The 16,760-nt window shown below is 36.8% G+C and carries 31 protein-coding genes; all 31 read left to right on the top strand.

Annotated elements, in window-relative coordinates; translation table 11 throughout:
* Positions 1-5: 5 nt before the first annotated feature.
* The 31 genes from IGJ34_RS09655 (at position 6) to IGJ34_RS09505 (ending at position 16,757) form a co-directional block, all read left to right on the top strand.
* Entirely contained in the window at positions 6-716 is a 711-nt protein-coding gene (locus IGJ34_RS09655) for a putative HNHc nuclease (protein ID WP_430597335.1), read from the top strand.
* Positions 717-720: 4 nt separating this feature from the next.
* The gene (locus tag IGJ34_RS09650) at positions 721-1,683 is read left to right on the top strand and encodes a Lin1244/Lin1753 domain-containing protein (protein ID WP_430597334.1); all 963 of its coding nucleotides are present in this window, start codon (positions 721-723) and stop codon (positions 1,681-1,683) included.
* A complete protein-coding gene (locus IGJ34_RS09645) occupies positions 1,683-2,093 on the top strand; it encodes a RusA family crossover junction endodeoxyribonuclease (protein WP_430597333.1) in 411 nt (136 codons plus the stop codon). The genes IGJ34_RS09650 and IGJ34_RS09645 overlap by 1 nt, the downstream gene beginning before the upstream one ends.
* Positions 2,090-2,593: an HNH endonuclease signature motif containing protein gene (locus tag IGJ34_RS09640; protein WP_111248853.1), complete on the top strand. Its 504-nt coding sequence runs from the start codon at positions 2,090-2,092 to the stop codon at positions 2,591-2,593. Before IGJ34_RS09645 ends, IGJ34_RS09640 begins: the two co-directional genes overlap by 4 nt.
* Complete coding sequence (locus tag IGJ34_RS09635; RefSeq protein ID WP_430597332.1) at positions 2,593-3,126, top strand: single-stranded DNA-binding protein; 534 nt, start codon at positions 2,593-2,595, stop codon at positions 3,124-3,126. Before IGJ34_RS09640 ends, IGJ34_RS09635 begins: the two co-directional genes overlap by 1 nt.
* A gap of 12 nt (positions 3,127-3,138) precedes the next feature.
* Entirely contained in the window at positions 3,139-3,300 is a 162-nt protein-coding gene (locus IGJ34_RS09630) for a hypothetical protein (RefSeq protein WP_430597331.1), read from the top strand.
* Positions 3,293-3,688 carry a YopX family protein gene (locus IGJ34_RS09625; RefSeq protein ID WP_430597330.1) on the top strand — a complete coding sequence of 132 codons (396 nt, stop codon included), beginning with the start codon at positions 3,293-3,295 and terminating at the stop codon, positions 3,686-3,688. Before IGJ34_RS09630 ends, IGJ34_RS09625 begins: the two co-directional genes overlap by 8 nt.
* On the top strand, positions 3,689-3,868 hold the full coding sequence (locus tag IGJ34_RS09620) for a hypothetical protein (protein WP_430597329.1): 180 nt from the start codon (positions 3,689-3,691) through the stop codon (positions 3,866-3,868).
* Positions 3,869-3,882: 14 nt separating this feature from the next.
* The gene (locus IGJ34_RS09615) at positions 3,883-4,410 is read left to right on the top strand and encodes a DUF1642 domain-containing protein (RefSeq protein WP_430597328.1); all 528 of its coding nucleotides are present in this window, start codon (positions 3,883-3,885) and stop codon (positions 4,408-4,410) included.
* Positions 4,407-4,652 carry a hypothetical protein gene (locus tag IGJ34_RS09610; RefSeq protein ID WP_430597327.1) on the top strand — a complete coding sequence of 82 codons (246 nt, stop codon included), beginning with the start codon at positions 4,407-4,409 and terminating at the stop codon, positions 4,650-4,652. The genes IGJ34_RS09615 and IGJ34_RS09610 overlap by 4 nt, the downstream gene beginning before the upstream one ends.
* 195 nt (positions 4,653-4,847) lie before the next feature.
* On the top strand, positions 4,848-5,435 hold the full coding sequence (locus tag IGJ34_RS09605; RefSeq protein WP_430597326.1) for a hypothetical protein: 588 nt from the start codon (positions 4,848-4,850) through the stop codon (positions 5,433-5,435).
* Positions 5,428-5,664, top strand: coding sequence for a hypothetical protein (locus tag IGJ34_RS09600; protein ID WP_430597325.1), 237 nt, complete (start codon positions 5,428-5,430; stop codon positions 5,662-5,664). Before IGJ34_RS09605 ends, IGJ34_RS09600 begins: the two co-directional genes overlap by 8 nt.
* 18 nt (positions 5,665-5,682) lie before the next feature.
* Entirely contained in the window at positions 5,683-6,000 is a 318-nt protein-coding gene (locus IGJ34_RS09595) for a DUF5406 family protein (RefSeq protein WP_430597324.1), read from the top strand.
* A gap of 65 nt (positions 6,001-6,065) precedes the next feature.
* Positions 6,066-6,245: a hypothetical protein gene (locus IGJ34_RS09590; RefSeq protein WP_430597323.1), complete on the top strand. Its 180-nt coding sequence runs from the start codon at positions 6,066-6,068 to the stop codon at positions 6,243-6,245.
* A 31-nt stretch (positions 6,246-6,276) separates the two neighbouring features.
* On the top strand, positions 6,277-6,711 hold the full coding sequence (locus tag IGJ34_RS09585; RefSeq protein ID WP_430598519.1) for a class I SAM-dependent methyltransferase: 435 nt from the start codon (positions 6,277-6,279) through the stop codon (positions 6,709-6,711).
* Positions 6,708-6,923 carry a hypothetical protein gene (locus tag IGJ34_RS09580; RefSeq protein ID WP_430597322.1) on the top strand — a complete coding sequence of 72 codons (216 nt, stop codon included), beginning with the start codon at positions 6,708-6,710 and terminating at the stop codon, positions 6,921-6,923. Before IGJ34_RS09585 ends, IGJ34_RS09580 begins: the two co-directional genes overlap by 4 nt.
* Positions 6,924-7,067: 144 nt before the next feature.
* The gene (locus IGJ34_RS09575) at positions 7,068-7,568 is read left to right on the top strand and encodes a hypothetical protein (RefSeq protein WP_430597321.1); all 501 of its coding nucleotides are present in this window, start codon (positions 7,068-7,070) and stop codon (positions 7,566-7,568) included.
* A 304-nt stretch (positions 7,569-7,872) separates the two neighbouring features.
* A complete protein-coding gene (locus IGJ34_RS09570) occupies positions 7,873-8,145 on the top strand; it encodes a hypothetical protein (protein ID WP_430597320.1) in 273 nt (90 codons plus the stop codon).
* A 75-nt stretch (positions 8,146-8,220) separates the two neighbouring features.
* Complete coding sequence (locus tag IGJ34_RS09565) at positions 8,221-8,403, top strand: hypothetical protein (protein WP_430597319.1); 183 nt, start codon at positions 8,221-8,223, stop codon at positions 8,401-8,403.
* 212 nt (positions 8,404-8,615) lie between these two features.
* A complete protein-coding gene (gene terS, locus IGJ34_RS09560) occupies positions 8,616-9,398 on the top strand; it encodes a phage terminase small subunit (protein ID WP_430597318.1) in 783 nt (260 codons plus the stop codon).
* A gap of 7 nt (positions 9,399-9,405) precedes the next feature.
* Entirely contained in the window at positions 9,406-10,797 is a 1,392-nt protein-coding gene (locus IGJ34_RS09555) for a DEAD/DEAH box helicase family protein (protein ID WP_430597317.1), read from the top strand.
* A complete protein-coding gene (locus IGJ34_RS09550; RefSeq protein ID WP_430597316.1) occupies positions 10,797-12,167 on the top strand; it encodes a phage portal protein in 1,371 nt (456 codons plus the stop codon). The genes IGJ34_RS09555 and IGJ34_RS09550 overlap by 1 nt, the downstream gene beginning before the upstream one ends.
* Complete coding sequence (locus tag IGJ34_RS09545) at positions 12,157-13,143, top strand: minor capsid protein (protein ID WP_430597315.1); 987 nt, start codon at positions 12,157-12,159, stop codon at positions 13,141-13,143. Before IGJ34_RS09550 ends, IGJ34_RS09545 begins: the two co-directional genes overlap by 11 nt.
* Positions 13,144-13,145: 2 nt before the next feature.
* Positions 13,146-13,415, top strand: coding sequence for a hypothetical protein (locus IGJ34_RS09540; RefSeq protein ID WP_430597314.1), 270 nt, complete (start codon positions 13,146-13,148; stop codon positions 13,413-13,415).
* On the top strand, positions 13,399-13,638 hold the full coding sequence (locus tag IGJ34_RS09535) for a hypothetical protein (RefSeq protein ID WP_430597313.1): 240 nt from the start codon (positions 13,399-13,401) through the stop codon (positions 13,636-13,638). Before IGJ34_RS09540 ends, IGJ34_RS09535 begins: the two co-directional genes overlap by 17 nt.
* Before the next feature lie 94 nt (positions 13,639-13,732).
* Positions 13,733-14,368, top strand: a complete 636-nt coding sequence (locus IGJ34_RS09530) for a DUF4355 domain-containing protein (protein WP_430597312.1) — start codon at positions 13,733-13,735, stop codon at positions 14,366-14,368.
* A gap of 16 nt (positions 14,369-14,384) precedes the next feature.
* Positions 14,385-15,338 carry a hypothetical protein gene (locus tag IGJ34_RS09525; protein ID WP_430597311.1) on the top strand — a complete coding sequence of 318 codons (954 nt, stop codon included), beginning with the start codon at positions 14,385-14,387 and terminating at the stop codon, positions 15,336-15,338.
* 14 nt (positions 15,339-15,352) lie between these two features.
* Complete coding sequence (locus IGJ34_RS09520; protein ID WP_430597310.1) at positions 15,353-15,685, top strand: phage head-tail connector protein; 333 nt, start codon at positions 15,353-15,355, stop codon at positions 15,683-15,685.
* The gene (locus tag IGJ34_RS09515; RefSeq protein ID WP_430597309.1) at positions 15,682-15,993 is read left to right on the top strand and encodes a hypothetical protein; all 312 of its coding nucleotides are present in this window, start codon (positions 15,682-15,684) and stop codon (positions 15,991-15,993) included. The genes IGJ34_RS09520 and IGJ34_RS09515 overlap by 4 nt, the downstream gene beginning before the upstream one ends.
* A 4-nt stretch (positions 15,994-15,997) precedes the next feature.
* Positions 15,998-16,339 (top strand): hypothetical protein, encoded by a 342-nt coding sequence (locus tag IGJ34_RS09510; RefSeq protein ID WP_430597308.1) that lies wholly within the window; start codon positions 15,998-16,000, stop codon positions 16,337-16,339.
* A gap of 4 nt (positions 16,340-16,343) precedes the next feature.
* Positions 16,344-16,757, top strand: coding sequence for a DUF5072 family protein (locus IGJ34_RS09505; protein WP_430597307.1), 414 nt, complete (start codon positions 16,344-16,346; stop codon positions 16,755-16,757).
* Positions 16,758-16,760: the final 3 nt, after the last annotated feature.

The following is a 16,760-nucleotide window of genomic DNA, read 5'->3' as shown; positions in this document are numbered from 1 at the left end:
TTTAAATGATTGGAAAAATCATATCTCACGACAAAAACAAACTGACAATTGAGTTTGACGAAGATATCAATCCTGAGTACCTAAAACTTTTGAGCAGAGGAAAATCAAACTATGTACTAGCTAAACTACTAGACAATGAAAAAATGTCCTCTGCTCAAAATGCAGTGTCTCATACATTGATTAGGGATATAGCGAATCATTATTTTGTAGATGCTCAAGAGATGGAGATCAGTCTGAAATATCAATACAGCTATAGAGAAATCAATGGATTTTCTCATTCAGATGCAACTATGGATGATGCAGCTAAATGGATTGAGTTTTTAATTGAATTCATATTGATGAACGGCGTTGATTTGCCAAAAAGGTATACCTATTTACTAGACTACGACAAGTTTTTTTACTTCGCTTGTAAGCACAGGAAATGCTGTGTATGTGCGAAAGAAAATGGTCAAATACACCATGTCACTGCAGTTGGTAACAGAAAGAGAAAGAACGTTGATCACAGGCTTTTCCCATTCGCTTGTGTCTGCTTAGAGCATCATAACATAGCACATGCGCTAGGAGAAAAAGAATTTCTGGCACGATATGAAGTTACACCAGTTTATCTGGATAAAGAAACATTAATAAAAATTGGTATAACCTCAAATGCTCAGATTATGAAGTTTGATGAAAAGTACAAAGATGAAGAACTATACAAGAAAGCGATAGGAGGGTGATCAAGTGGCAAGACCCACTAAAGATGGTCTTGATTATTTTCCTTTTGATGTAGATATGTTTGAAGACGAAAAAATAGAAGCTATTGCAGGAGAGTTTGGCATCAAAGGAGAGCTTGCGGTAGTCAAGCTGCTATGTGCGGTATACAAAAAAGGATACTTCATTGTGTGGAATGATTTAACCAAAGCAACTCTTTTGAAACGCCTTCCTGGAATGAGTAAGGAATTATTAGATCAAATTGTCATCCGCTTAGTTACATGGGAATTCTTTCATGAAGACCTGTTTAACTCGGCTAAGGTTCTGACAAGCAAAAATATCCAAGCTATCTATTTTGAAGCAACAAAAAGAAGAAAATCACCAAAACCTACTAAGTACGTAATTAGTGAAAACAATAATTACATTCCAAAGGAAGTTAATGTAGACATTAATGCACAAAGTAAAGTAAAGGAAACTAAAGTAAATAAAAGTAAAGTAAACAATAAAAAACAAGAAAAAGATTTTGTCGATGAGTTGTCCTCTAGTTATCAGTTTATCGAGCAACCTTTTGGAAGCGACAAGCTAGGAGAATTAATTGATTATTACTCTAAAAATGTTAGTCCAGCAACACCAGTCAATATTACTGACCTTGAATATGATTTAAACGATTTTAATGGAGACTTAGAACTGATGAAAGATGCAGTAAATATATGTGCCAGGGAAAATAAGAGAACCTACAACTATTTTTCTGGCATCCTCAAACGATGGAGAGCGGCAGGGGTAAAAACTCATGATGATTACCTCGATTCTGAACGCAAATGGCAAGAAGAAAAACAGGCATCGCCTAAACAATCTTATTACCGCCAACCAATTAGAGAAGAGACTATGCCAGAATCGGTAACCAATCCAACACCAGAAGCTAAGTTATCACCAGAGGAACAAGCCAAGTTGGATGCAGAAATACAAGCGTTCTTGAACGGAGGCGGTAACTGATGTTGATCACAATACCAGTAGCACCTAAGCCACAAGCTAGACCGAGATTTAACAGTTTTAACAAACGAGCATACGAAGATAGTGCTATGACAGCATACAAACGAGCGGTTAAATACCATGTGATGGCTAGTAAGCCTAAATTAATTGAGACAGGACCGATTGGCGTGTCCATTACGTTTTTTGTCTATCAGCCTAAGTATTTGTTAACCAAAAAGAAAATGGACCAAGAGCTGGCGAATGAAACACTGTACGTGGACAAGAAGCCTGATATCGACAATTATTTTAAAGCGGTGACAGATGCCTTAGAAGGTGTCTTATACAAGAATGACGGGCAGATCGCTGCAGTGACTACGCAAAAGTTATACAGCTTAAACCCGAGGACAGAAATTGAAGTGGAGGGAATTAAATGATTAATAATGTTGTCGAAGTTAAACCGATTAAAGGTAAATTAGGCTATTTCGCTGACGTAGATGGAAATATTTATTCTTTATGGATAAATAAAGGACGACATGGCTTGGTAATGGGGAATAGATTCAGAAAGCTCAATTTTTCTAAAAGTAAATCAGGTCACTTTGTTGTTTCGTTCGGCAGAGAAGATAAAGAGTTAGTGCATCGGGTTATATACCAGACGTTTGTTGGAGATATTGAGGAAGGTAAATTTATAAGGCATTTGAATGATATTAAATCAGATAATCGAGTATGCAACTTAAAACAAGGGACACAAAAAGAGAATATGTCTGATGCTATGAAAAACGGTGTTTTAAAAACGAAATTAGACAAAGAAGCTGTTAAAACCATCCGATCATTAAAAGGATATAAAAAGCGAAAAGAAGTAGCTCTTATATATCAAGTAAGTGAAAATACTATAAAACAAATTTGGAATTTCAAGACATGGAAAGAGGTAGTTTGATGAACGCAGATAACCTAGTGGTTTTAAATGGTCGATTAACAAAAGAAGTAGACCTAAGATATTCGCAAAATGGAAATGCTGTAGCAAAGTTTACTGTTGCAGTGAGTAGAAGTCGGAAAGAGCAAGACGGAAGCAGAAAAGCTGACTTTCATAATTGTATAGCATTCCTCAAAACGGCTGAGATCATAGCGGATCATTTTATAAAAGGGTCAATGATTGGCATTGTAGGTGAATTGCAAGATAACAATTATGAGAAAGATGGCGTTAAGCATTACAACAAACAAATCGTAGTTGATACGTTCGGGTTTAGAGAAAGTCGTTCAAGTAGCGATAATTCGCCACAGAATCAAAATACAGACGTTTCAAACCAGTTCGAGGGTAATTCTTCATCGAATCAAAGCAACACGTTTAAATCGCAAGATAATAGCCAAGGATCACAAGACCAATTTTTCAATCCGAATAAGCCGATACAAGACAATCCATTTAGTGGCTCGGGAATTGTCAGTGACGATACAGACGGCTTACCATTTTAAGGAGTGGATGACATGTATAAAGCAATTGGTAAAGATACAGGGGCGGTATACGGATACGCAGATACAAAATGTGACTTGTTGAGGAATTTAGATAAAAGTTTCCGCTACGACAAAAATAAGACTGGCATTTATCCAGAAGCGTTGATAATAGGGAGGACTGAACCAAATGAATAAACCGAAGTTTAGAGCGTGGAAGAAAATACGTATCCAAGAAATGTTTGACGAAGTAGTCGCAATTGATTGGTTGAACAATAAAATAAAAATCAAATATCCGAATCCTGGAGGAAATACTTTTAGGATTGATGAGGAAAGCTTAGATAACGTCATCCTCATGCAATACACAGGACTAAAAGATAAGAATGGTGTGGAGATATTTGGTAAAGATTTTGTAGAAGGTTTTTACGGTGGAACTTATGTAAAAGGGGTCATCCAATTCATAGATGGATGTCATTGCCTCCAGAGGATAGGAGATTTTCATGCAATCTGTTTGTTTGAAGTTGATAATAGAAATATTCTAGGATCAATCCACGCCAACCCAGAATTACTAAACGAGGTGGAGTAGATGCATGAAGATTGCTGTATACCAGTATGCCCGAATTGCGATGAAGAATTAGAACGTCTTTACTATTGCGTGGATTGCGATAAAGAGTGGACGCAAAAAGAACTTGATGAACATCAAGAAAGAGAAAACGAATCTTACGTGAAATGGTGTAAAGAACAACATTCAGAATGGTTTGAATAAGGAGGACACAACACATGGGAAAGATTGAGGAATTGATAGAGGAACTAGAAAACGTAAGCAGTAAATCGATAAATAAGGATTTTGAGGATGGGTATAACGGAGGAATAAGGCATGCTTTAGAGTTAGCCAAAGAGTACAAATCATCACTACCAACCCAACAAGACAAGGTTGTGGTGCCAGAGTTTGTGGCGGAATATTTGGAAATGAGAAAAGATCAATTTCAAATTGGTGGTTTAGGAGTTGCTATTATGCATGTGTTCGATGCCAAGGAGTCCCCTAAATTATTTAATTGGATGAACAACAACGTAGAGATATTCGCCCGTGCATGGCTAGACGGCTACACCGTGGAAAAAGAGCAGTTGTATTGGATTTATGATCCGATCGCAGATCAATATTTAGGTTATGACAGAGCGGAAGGGAAAGTCTGGTGGTTATTGAAGCAAAATGACGGCGCCAGAGCTGAATTGACTGATGAAGAAATCACTAAGGTTGGCGAACAATATAGGGCGTTTGCTGTACCAGTAGAGGAGGAAGCAGAATGAGCAAAAGAAAAAAATATATTCCTGCTCGAAACGTCATATTGATTACGGAATTTGACGGAGAAACTGATAAATTTGAACGCTCTTATTTACTAAACAACTTTGAAAAAGGCGGCTTTGTTTTTGGCACAAGAGAGACTGACTTGGCTCTAGCTAGGATCGGGCAAGTTACTACTGGTAAAAAGTATCATGTCGATGTTCATGACCTTAGTGTTACATCAGTTAATTTACAAAATGTGATTTGAGGAGTGTAAAAAAATGAATTACGAAGAAAAATACAAAGAACTAGTCGAAAAGATAAAAGTAACCTATTGGGCAACATAAACTACTATCCAAAATATGGAAAAATCAAAAGCTACAGACACGTCAGCTCTTAAAGCGTACAAAGATCAACAGTTTGCGATGCGGTATCAATTTGGAGATATATTGGAGGGAACACAATGACAGAGAAAACAATAGAATGGTATCAAAAAGAACTCGGAGATAGATTTCAACATTTTTATATGCAACTTGATGGATCATACAATTTTCCGAATAGCTTGGAAGGTGACTTACTGAGAATGACCCATAACATGTTGACATTAATGGAAAAAGAAAAAAGCACCCCATCCTTTGCGGTCGGGGAGTATTACAGTGATGGAAAAGTAATTTATAAAGTTCTTGAAATAGAGGAATATCCTGATACGAAAGAAGTTGGGTTGGCTGTATTAGCTTTATACAGCGGTGATCTATATGAAGACACTTACGAGATTGATTTTCCGTGCGAAGACAAACCAGCCACCGCAGAACAGATAGTAACGTTTCATCGTGCCGAGCAGTTTGCAAAACACGGGCGTAAGTTGGATGAGTTTCGTGATCGAGACATAGTGAAGTATGAGGGAGAGCTATTTTTCGCAAAGACAACTAGCGAATCGAACTTAATTAGTGTGAGTGGATTTGACGGTTATGGCTGGGAGGATATGAACGCCGATGAATTTGAACTCATCCAAACAGCCGAAGAACTGCAGGAGGTAGAGAACAATGATTAAACACTTAGCAAGTTTTACCATGGATAGTGAGTATATGGAGATTTTAGAAAAAAACGGAAATATTTATGTAGTTAATTTTGATAGTTACGATATAGAGTTTTTTGAACTAGAAGAATTATGCAGAGACTTTTATGAAGAGGCTGAGGAAGACTTTGAAATAACTTATCACGACGAAGAGTTTAAAAAAGAATGTGAAAATATGAGGCAACTTTGCCGAGAAAAGTATTAACGAAAGGAATGAATAGGGATGGAAAACTATGATCAAAATATTAGCCGTGGAGTACACACTATAAAAGTGAATTTCCAGTCATTTGAATTTAAAGGTTTTGTGACCTATGAAGTTGGAGGTGATTGTAAAGGTGTAGCACTATTACAAGTTGATCCTGACGACTTTTATGATAAAACATTCAAAGAGAACCCAATTAAACTAAAAGACTTAGGTGATGATTGGTATTCAATGGAATTAACCAATGAAGACGGAGATACCTGTTTAATCGAGGATGAATGGGACTCAATTGGTGAAAATGTAATTGGAATCGAATTAATTGATTTTGTAGAAGAATAACCCAAGAAAGGAGTGGAGGTTTGTCGGCCGACATTAAAAAGCTTTTTACTCCTTTGTGATTAAAGATGGACTACTCAATATACAAAGGTGATAACTTAATCACCACAGGCACAAAACAAGAATGCGCTGAGGCACTAAACGTTAAACAATCAACGATTGAGTTTTGGGCAACGCCTAGCAATGTAAAGCGTGACAAAGGCAAGAGGACGGTTGCTGTTAGATTGGATGGTGATAGCTGTGACTAAAAAAATATTAGATGCCTGTTGTGGCAGTCGTATGTTTTGGTATGACAAACAAAATAAAGATGTCCTGTACATGGATAACCGACAACTAGATGATACTCTCTGCGATGGTCGGTCATTAAAGGTTGAGCCTGATGTGGTAGCAGACTTTAGGTTCATGCCGTTTGATGATAATAGCTTTTATCATGTGGTATTTGATCCACCGCATTTAATCAAGGTGGGCGAAAATAGTTGGTTGGCCAAGAAATATGGAAAGCTTGACGAATCGAATTGGAAAAGCGATATCAAACAAGGTTTTGACGAGTGTATGAGAGTACTTAAGACTAACGGTACACTTGTTTTTAAGTGGAACGAGGACCAGATAAAACTAGCTGAGATTTTAAAGGTGATTGATTACGAACCTCTTTACGGCAACAAAAGAGCGAAAACTCATTGGATTGTATTTATGAAAGCAGGTGATAACCAATGATTAAAAAAGGCGAAAAAGTAAAATATATCGGAACAGGGGTACGTAAATATACTGGTCAACTACTAGAAGTAAAGTCTGTCGGTAAGAATTGTGTGATCCTGTATTTCCCCAAAGCTGACAGGCATCAATTGGAGATTGAAAACGGCGGCGGGATTTGGAAACAAGACTCTTTGCTGTGTGGACATAGTGAGGTGGAGGAGGTAGAGGTATGAAAACTTACAAACTAATTTGCAAATCACACAAGGGTGACTTTGGGACACTGACACTTGAACAGCCAACTAGAAAGGCAGCCATCAAGTGGGCTATGGAGTGTAAAGCGGTTCAGAAAGTTGTTAAAGTACAGGAGGGATAGCGGATTGAGTAAAATTACTGAACTATCAGATGAACAACTAGATATACTAGCAGATAAAATCACGATTAGACTAACCAGAGAACAACAGAATGAATTTGAAAAAATGAGGCAATATGCTTTTCATAATACAAGATTGCTGCTTAAAAACTATGATAAGTTAAAAGCTCATGTCCAAACAGTAGAGAATCAATTGATTGGTGATCAAGAAACGTTCTGGAATCATAAGTATTTAACGCTAAGCGCATTGATGCAGAACAGGGCAAAGACAGTAAAGATAATGCATCATGTTATAAATTGCTTAGGTGAATATGAAAGAATTTGTAATGAAAATCAAAGTCGCGGGTATGAGCTACTGAAGAAGAAATATTTTGGCACGAAGCTAAGTGATGAGGCGATAGCCAGTTACTATGATATCTCTAGGCAAGCAGCTAACAATCAGATTAAAGAAGCAATCAATGAATTTTCAATATTACTATACGGCGTTGAAGCATTGGAGATTAAGTAGTAGTTGCATTTCGGTTGCAAAGCACTTGCCACAACGCAACATTTTCCATTGTATAATGATATTGTGGAAATAAACCAAACATTAAACAAAAGACAACTACACAAAAATATCAAAGCTAATTCAACTTTTCAGTATTTGGTGTCTGGCTTGTTTCCGCTAAGTTGATGGAGAGATAAAGAATAGACTACTCACATAGTGCCGTTCTTAAATCAACCGTTGACAGAGAGATTTCACTCACAGGCAAATACCTAGTTTACAGCCTGTGGGTGATTTAGAAAATAGACAGAGAGAGAGGAATATTGACATGTTATTACAAATCGACAAATTTTTAAAAGCTGATATCGGTGAAGGAAAAGAAGCTACGTTGCGGACAGATATAGCAGATGGTGTTAAACGGACAAATTGTTGTGAGGATTTTGTAATGGTAGAGTTCAACGACGGAAAAGTCCGATCATTTGCGAAAGGTGAGATTGATTATTCGTTTGATGCTGATGTAGCAGAAGAATTCAAAGAATATGTTATCTCGCAAGTTTGGCTATTAAATGATGACGGCAAAACACTGAGACAACTAATTTAATTATCCGGGTGCTTTGCGCCTATATAGTCATCGCATAAGCGGTGGCTTTTTATATTACATAAAGGAGATGATTTTATGTTGCAAGAAGCAATATTAAAAGGCCAAGCAATGTATGTAAAGAGATTAGCCAACAAAAAAGATATAAGTAGCATCGAACTGATTGGTGCAAAAAATGTGATGGATAACAAACTAAAAGGAATTAAACTAGATAGAGCAATCAATAATTTCATTGATCCGTCTGGTAAATTTAAAATCTAGATCACTCATTGAGTGGTCTTTTTGTTTGGAGGGAACAGGATAGGAATTAATGAGTTGCTGTTAATAGGAATTGCATTTAGCTCTATGTGGTGTGTAACTTCATTAGGATTATTAATTTACATCAATAAGAAATTTAAGTAACTAACCGTCATTCGTGGCGGTTGTTTTAGTTTTACAAAACAAACACGAAAAAGTGAGGTGGTGTGATATGGATGGCTAGAGCTAGAAATCCGAACAGAGAGAAGGCTAAAGAGATATGGCTTGGCTCTGGAGGAATGAAGAAACTAAAAGATATTGCAGAAGAATTAGGTTGTTCTGATTCTCAGATTCGTAAATGGAAATCTCAAGATAAATGGGATGAAGAACTTAAAAGGAACGCACCGAATGACAATAGTAACGTTACGAATGAAACGGAGCGTTACCAATCAGCTAAAGGGAACAATAACGCTAAAGGGAATAAGGGCGGTGCAGCGCCTCCTAAGAATAAAAATGCAGTGTCTCATGGTCTTTTCGCTAAATGGTTACCAGATGATACTAGAGAGCTGTTGCAGGAGATTTATACATCTGAGCCAGCAGACATCATCTGGAATAATATTATGATTCAGTATACAGCGATCATACGGTCACAGCGCATTATGTTTGTGCAAGATGAGTTAGATACAACATCAAACGTAACTGAGGTTGTTGTCGAACCTACCCTTTTAGATAAGCAAACGAATATGCCTGTTAAACGATCAGAGAAGCGTGAATATCAATATGCATGGGACAAGCAAGCTAATTTCCTTTCAGCTCAATCTAGAGCGATGGGTACACTGTCTAATCTGATCAAGCAATTTGTTGCTATTGCTGATGAACAAGACGAGAGGAAACTGAAACTCGAATTAATGCAAAGTCAGATAGACACTTTAAAAGGTGGAGGCAAGAATGCGGATGCTATTGAATGGGCTGAAATGGTAACAGAAGCTGAACAGGAAATAGGTGTTGCAGATGGATAAAAAAGCAATGAAAAAACTCATTATCATCTGGCGTAAAAATCCTGTTATCTTCGCAAAACAAGCGCTAGGGTTCGTTCCTGATGAGTGGCAGCATGAAGCATTAAACGATGTACGTGACAATCCGCAAGTTGCTATCCGATCTGGACAAGGTGTTGGTAAAACATCTATCGAGGCAATTATTATTTTGTGGTATCTCGTTTGTTTCCCGAATGCGAAAGTAATATGTACAGCACCGACAATGCAACAGTTAAACGATGTGCTTTGGGCTGAGGTGGCTAAATGGCTAAATGCTTCTAAGATCAAGAACATCCTTAAATGGACTAAAACGAAAGTTTATATGATTGGGAATGAAGAGCGCTGGTTTGCTACAGCAAGAACGGCGACAAAACCTGAGAACATGCAAGGATTCCATGAAGACTACATGTTATTCGTTGTCGATGAAGCTTCTGGGATTGATGATAACATCATGGAAGCTATTCTTGGAACGCTTACGGGTGAACACAATAAAATTATAATGATGGCTAACCCGACAAAAACAAGCGGAATTTTTTATGATGCATTTCATAAAGATCGAGCAGACTGGAAAACTAGAAAAGTTTCTTCTCTCGAAAGTTCCAGGACCAATAAGAGAAATATTGAACGATTGATTCGCCGTTATGGTCCAGAGAGTGACGTTGTTCGTGTTCGTGTCTATGGTGATTTCCCTCTCGGCGAACCGAACGCTTGGATCTCATTGTCAGCAGTTGAAGCAGCAATTAATCGAGAGTTACCCGAAGAATATGAACTGATTGATTCAAAAGAAAATTTATATAACATTCCTAATCATGCGCCTATTGATTTAGGGCTGGACGTTGCCAGATTTGGTGACGATGAGACAGTCCTAGCTATTCGATTAGGGGCTATTTGTTTGCCACTAAAAAGCTTTCAAGGTCAGAACCTTATGAAAACTGTAGGAATGGCTTTGAAAGAAGCGAACAAATATCATGATCTTTACCCAAGTCACAACATACGCATTAAACTTGATGATACTGGTGTTGGTGGCGGTGTTACCGATCGATTGAGAGAAATCATTTATGAGGACGACCTTGAATGGCTATCCGTTCATCCTATCAATTTTGCTAGTAAAGGGAATAAAGAGTATGACGGAATCATTTCTCTGATGTATGGAAAATTCAAAGATGATTATTTAGACGACATTATCTTGCCGAAAGATGATGATTTGATGGGTCAATTATCAATCAGGCGCTATTCATTGACTTCAAAAGGGAAAGTTCTGATTGAACGAAAAAAAGAAATGAAAAAAAGGGGTCTACCTTCACCGGATAGAGCTGAGGCAGTAATAATGGCTTTCTATGAACCGACAGTAATTGGTATGCAATTTATGAAAGGGGGAATTTGATGTATGTAAGCAACAACGACTGGTACTTTCCTTTACCAGAAGTGATGACGTGTAAGTCTGATGTTGAAATTGACAACAAATTATTAGCGAAATATATCAACTTACACAAGAAAGAAATACCAAGATATGAAATGCTGAAACAAATGTATAGAGGACGGCACAGCATTGTTGATCAGCCTCGAAAAGATGCTTACAAGCCCGACAACCGCATTGTAGTAAACTTTGCCGAATATATCGCAGAAACGTTTAACGGTTACTTTATCGGTAAGCCTATTAGCGTTAGTCACGATTCACCTGATTTGTCAGAACGGATTAATCAGATACTGAAATTGAATGATCAGAATGACAATAACGCTGAACTATCTAAGAAAGTTAGTATCTTTGGTAGAGCGTACGAATTTCTGTGGCAGGACGAAGAGGCACGAACTCAAATCACTTATAATGATCCATTAGATATGTTTATGGTTTATGACAAATCAATCGCCCAAAGAAAGCTATTTGCAGTTCGTTATTACTTAAATGATGATAACCGATTAGAAGGTGAAATTTATACTCGAGATAAAATTATTTATTTTGTTCAAGGTGGTCGTGGGTATGAATTAATTGATGAAGTACCACACTATTATCATGATGTACCAGTCGTTGAATATATTTTTAACGAAGAAAGAAAAGGAATTTTTGAAAATGTTATTTCAATGATTAATGCATTTAATAAAGGTATTTCAGAAAAAGCCAATGATGTGGATTACTTCGCTGATGCCTATCTTGCTATTCTAGGCGTGCAGTTAGATAAAAAAGGGATTCAAAATATCAGAGATAACCGTATTATTAATTTCTTTGGTACTGACAATCCGGAACAGATAAAGAACATTGTGGTTGAGTTTCTTCAAAAGCCAGATGGTGATCAATCGCAAGAACACTTGTTAGATCGGTTAGAACGTTTGATTTATCAAATGGCTATGGTAACGAACCTGAATAGTGAAACATTCGGAAACACTTCGGGTGTCGGTCTTTCATTCAAATTACAGGAAATGGAAAACTTAGCGTTGGCAGCGGAAAGAAAATTCACTTCTGGAATGAACCAACGCTTTAAAATGATATTTCAGTTGCCAACGAATATACCAGCAAGTCAAAAAGACGAGTGGATAAACTTAGAATATACGTTTCACAGGAATATTCCGCGAGATACTGCTAGTGAAGTTGAAACAGCTCAAGCAGCAGCTGGGTTATTGCCACTTGAAGACCGTATTGCCTTTGTTTCAAGTATAAGAGATCCAAAAGAAGTTGCTCGGCAAATGAGACAAGAAACAGGCGGTCCAGTTACAGATGATTTCAATCGTAGTCAAAGAAGTGATCTAGATGAAGAATGATTATTGGAGAAAACGGCAAGATGCATTAATAGCTGGTTTAGATAAGAAAGATGAAAAGTTCAGCGGAAAATTAGCCAAAGAATATGATCGTCTTCAAAGGGAATTAGAGAAAGAAATTGCCTATTATTATCAAAAATATGGATCAGATGACATTCTGGAATATAGAACGATGATGGCGGAGTTAAGCGATTCGGAACGTGAGGAAATATTCAAAGACTTTGATAGCTTTGTTCAGAACCATCCTGAACATGCCAACTTATTGCCAATCAGAAACAACATTTATAAACTGAACCGCCTAGAAGGGCTGCAAATGTCCGTTAGGATGAAAATGGCTGAACTAGGACTGATCGAGCAGAATTTAATGACTGAATATCTAAAATTGTCTTATAAATACGGATATGAAGCTACAATGAGAAACTTGAAGAATACTTCGAGTTTTTTTAGTATCAATAATTCTATACTTCAGCAAGCTTTATCCGATAAGTGGTTCAATGAGAAAAACTATTCTGATCGTATTTGGGATAATAAAGACACGCTGAGAAATTGGCTGATTAATGATTTAAAAGACGGAATCATTGCTGGTAAAAATTATGATGCGATGATTAAGTCTTTAATGCAACGTTTAAATACTGGCAAATTCTATGCCAAACGGCTAGTGTGGACGGAATCGGCTTTCTTTATGAATACAGCTAATGCACAGGCTTTTATGGAAGATGGTATCTTGAGGTATCAGTATACTTCAATCATTGATGATCGTACAAGCAAGATTTGTAGGAAATTAAATAAACAGTTTTTTAATTTTAAAGATTATAAACCAGGAATTAACGCACCACCGATGCATAGCTTTTGTCGATCTACGATAGTTCCTATTGAGAATGATGTAAAAATATCTGAATCACTCAATAAAGAGATTAAGAAAAAACGTAAAAAAAGGACTAGTCGATTTACAGAAGTATCGGAAAGAAATGGAGGGTAAAAATGTCTGATCGTTTATATAATTGCGAATCTTGTGGAGGAAAAACCCATCTTGTTCAAACGATTGAAGAAGTTTCCGAGGATATTCAACGGCATTTCTTTGAGTGTGAACTATGCAATTTTAAAGTGACTATTTATTTTTCAGATGAATCCTTACGTAAAATGATCAAGAAGCAACAAAAAACAATTAATCAAGTTACTAAAAATTCAATGCAGAAAGTCATCGAAAAAAGAATGTCCGAACTGAGAGAACAATATGAGCCAGCAGTTTGAAGCGCTCAAATATTACCAGCTCATATATTGGAATGGTTCGGACGAAGAAGAAGGTGCATTCGAAGAAATTGAATGCCTAATAGACAGCCAAACGATAGAAAGATTACTTGAAGTAGCGCCGCCTAAATTTATCAGAATTATTGTTGATGATGGTGAGCAAATGATCTTCCCCACTGAAAACATAAATACGATAAAAGAAATATTTGGTCCTGAAACTGTTTAGGGCTTTTTGTATTGTCCAAGCATTGATGACATTAAAAGCTATGGAAGTGCAAGCATTGATCCACGTTAAAAGCAATGGAAGGAGTAAAAGTATAATGAAATACAACAAATTATTACCAATGAATCTACAATTCTTCGCAGAAAATGATGTACAAGATACTCCGGATAATCTTGAAACATCTACGAACGAACTAAATGTAGAGGAATTGAATGAAGAGCAACTGATAGCCATTAAAGAAAAATTTGGTTTTAAAGATGATAATGATGTTGATTCAATCATCAAGGGTAGAAAAGCAAAGTGGCAGAAAGAACAAGAAGCGAAACAAAAAGAAGCTGATCGTCTCGCAACTATGAATGAAGACGAAAAAACTGAACATGAGAAACAAAAATTGTTAGATCGTATTGCTGAGCTTGAGAAAAAAGACAATTTTACCGCAATGTCAAAAGAAGCATCTAAAATGCTTTCTGAGGCTTCTATCACATCCGATGATGAAACACTCAACTTTGTTGTTAAAGACACAGCAGAGGACACACAGCAAGCGGTAAATTCATTTATTTCGCTTATCGACAAGAAAGCAGAAGAAAAAACAAAAGCCGCTTTATCTGGAACAGCCCCAAAAGTTAACCTAACACCAGGTAAACAAATGACAAAAGATGAGATTATGAAAATTACAGATTACACCAAACGACAACAAGCTATAAAAGAAAATATTCATTTATTCAGAAAATAATTGGGAGGAATCACACATGAAAAATTTGTCAAAAGTAAACAAAGGGAAATTAATGAACATGAATTTACAGTACTTTGCAGCAGAAACTAATTTAACAACAACTGATGGATTAGGAGATATCAAATCAATTGATTTTGTCAATTTGTTCGGGTACTCGATTGAAGAACTATTGCAAGTATTGGGTGTTACACGTCGTATGCCTTTAACAAAGGATCAAAAAGTCCAAACATACAAATGGGTACGAACCATGGCAGCGGATAATGCAGTCGGTGAAGGGGAAACTATTCCTTTATCTAAAATTGAACGTAAAAAGGACCGTGAATTTGTCATTCCATTCCATAAATATCGTAAAGTAGTATCTGCTGAAGCGATTGATCGACACGGCTATGATATGGCAGTAAATGAAACAGATCGTGAAATTTTAGAAGAAATCCAAGATGCTATTAAATCTCAATTTTTTGCTTATTTAGGAACTGCACCGACTAAACAGGATGCAGAAGGCTTCCAAAAAGCTTTATCTTTAGGATGGGCAAAAGCAAAGACATTCTTCCGTGGGAATGTACCAATGGTATCTTTCGTCAGTGCGATGGACGTAGCGAAATACTTAGGAGAAGCTCCGATTCAATCTGGACCTTCTACAGCTTACGGTTTTACTCTGTTGACTGGTTTTCTAAATCAAACTGTTTTAGTGTTTGACAGTATTCCAGAAGGAAAAGTCTACACTACCGCAGTGAACAACATCGTTTTAGCAAATAAAGATGTTTCTTCATCTGAAATGGCAACCGCGTTTGGCTTGACGAGTGATGAATCTGGGTTGATCGGCGTGACTCATGGTAATGAATTGAAAAACTTAACAGTTGAAACGGTAGCGGTTGAAGGGATTCAGTTATTTACAGAAGTATTGAATGGCGTTGTAGAAACAACCATTACAGAGCCAACAACTGAACCAGAATCTAAATCAACAAAATAGGGAGTTGATTCCTTGTGACTGATATAAAAGAACGTGTAATTGTCCGTGAGCCAGAACTTGCGGACAAATTACAACTAGTTGAAGAATATATCATAACTGCTATAGATCGTATTGTTTTATATGCAGGTTTGGAATCATTTCCCGATGCGCTAAACTCTATTGCTGTGGATGTGGTTCTTGCTATGTACCGTAGAAAATACCATGAAGGTATCTCAAGCGAAAATGTCGATGTTATGAGTATTACGTTTGTTAATGGGCTTCTTTCTGAATACGATCGAGAGTTTTCTAATTATAAAAATACATTAGATGATGATCAAGGAAATGCAGGAAAGATGTGGTTTATATGAGATTGTTTGAGGTCACGCTTAAAAAGAGAGAAAAAACAGGATTGGATAAACTTGGTAACCCGACATATGAACTTACTACCTTTAAAAAAGGAGAAGGTAGAAAAAGCATTTGGACTGTTCAAGAGATTGCTTTAGATAGTCGTATCATTTCGAAGAAGATGCAAAAAGTGATTACTACTTTGGATAGGAAATACCTTTTGCAAGCTTCACATTTGGTTCTAAAAGGCGAAACATTTTCAATTGAAGATATCAAAGGTGAAGACGATGACCGTTGGCGTATTTTATCTGTTATATCTTATGGGAAGTGATTAAATGGTTTGGGGAATGCATATGGAAGGGACGGCAGCGCTTGAGCAAGAACTTCGGAAGAAATCTGAACTAGATTTAACAAATGTTCAAAAAAAACAGATGCGTGATATTTACACCAGAGGACAACAGCCAGGAGGGACACCAGTAGACACAAGCGAACTAAGAATATCTATGTCATATACTGGTGAAGAAGTCGGCTATACGAAGGATTATGGACCGCATGTTGAGTTTGGTCATCGATTAAGAAACGGACAGTTTCTTCCAGGTCAATTTTTCTTTAAAAGTAACGTAGACACGCAAAAAGAAATCTATAAACAAGATTTGAAAAATAAATTAAAGGAGTGATCTAATGATTGAGCAACTAGCTTTATCTGATTTATTGTCGGGTGTTTTGGATTTATTGAGACAAACGATTAAAGATTTACCAATCTTAGATTATGTTCCTAAAAATCAGGGTATTCCATTCGTTAATGTTGAAGTTGTAGGGGTTGAGCCTGTTCCATCAAAAACAATGTGGAAAGATAAATATATTATCTATATTCATGGCTGGGCTGATGGTTCTGAGAGTTCTGTTCCCGTTTTTGATCTTGCTGACAAAATTCGGGAAGCTATGACTGTATCTGTAAAATTGCCAGAAGGTTATGACTTACTATTGCAGAGGCCAGAAGGAGTTCAGAGGATATTGCAGGAAGAAGATGACGTCAGACATGTAGTTATTGGCTACGCATTAACTGTAACGTATGGTTTTAAAATGAAAATATAGGAG

It is taken from the genome of Enterococcus sp. AZ177 (assembly GCF_050544585.1).
Lineage (GTDB): Bacteria > Bacillota > Bacilli > Lactobacillales > Enterococcaceae > Enterococcus_L > Enterococcus_L plantarum.
Note: the sequence above shows the minus strand (reverse complement) of the source record. Positions and strands in the feature narration are given on the sequence as shown.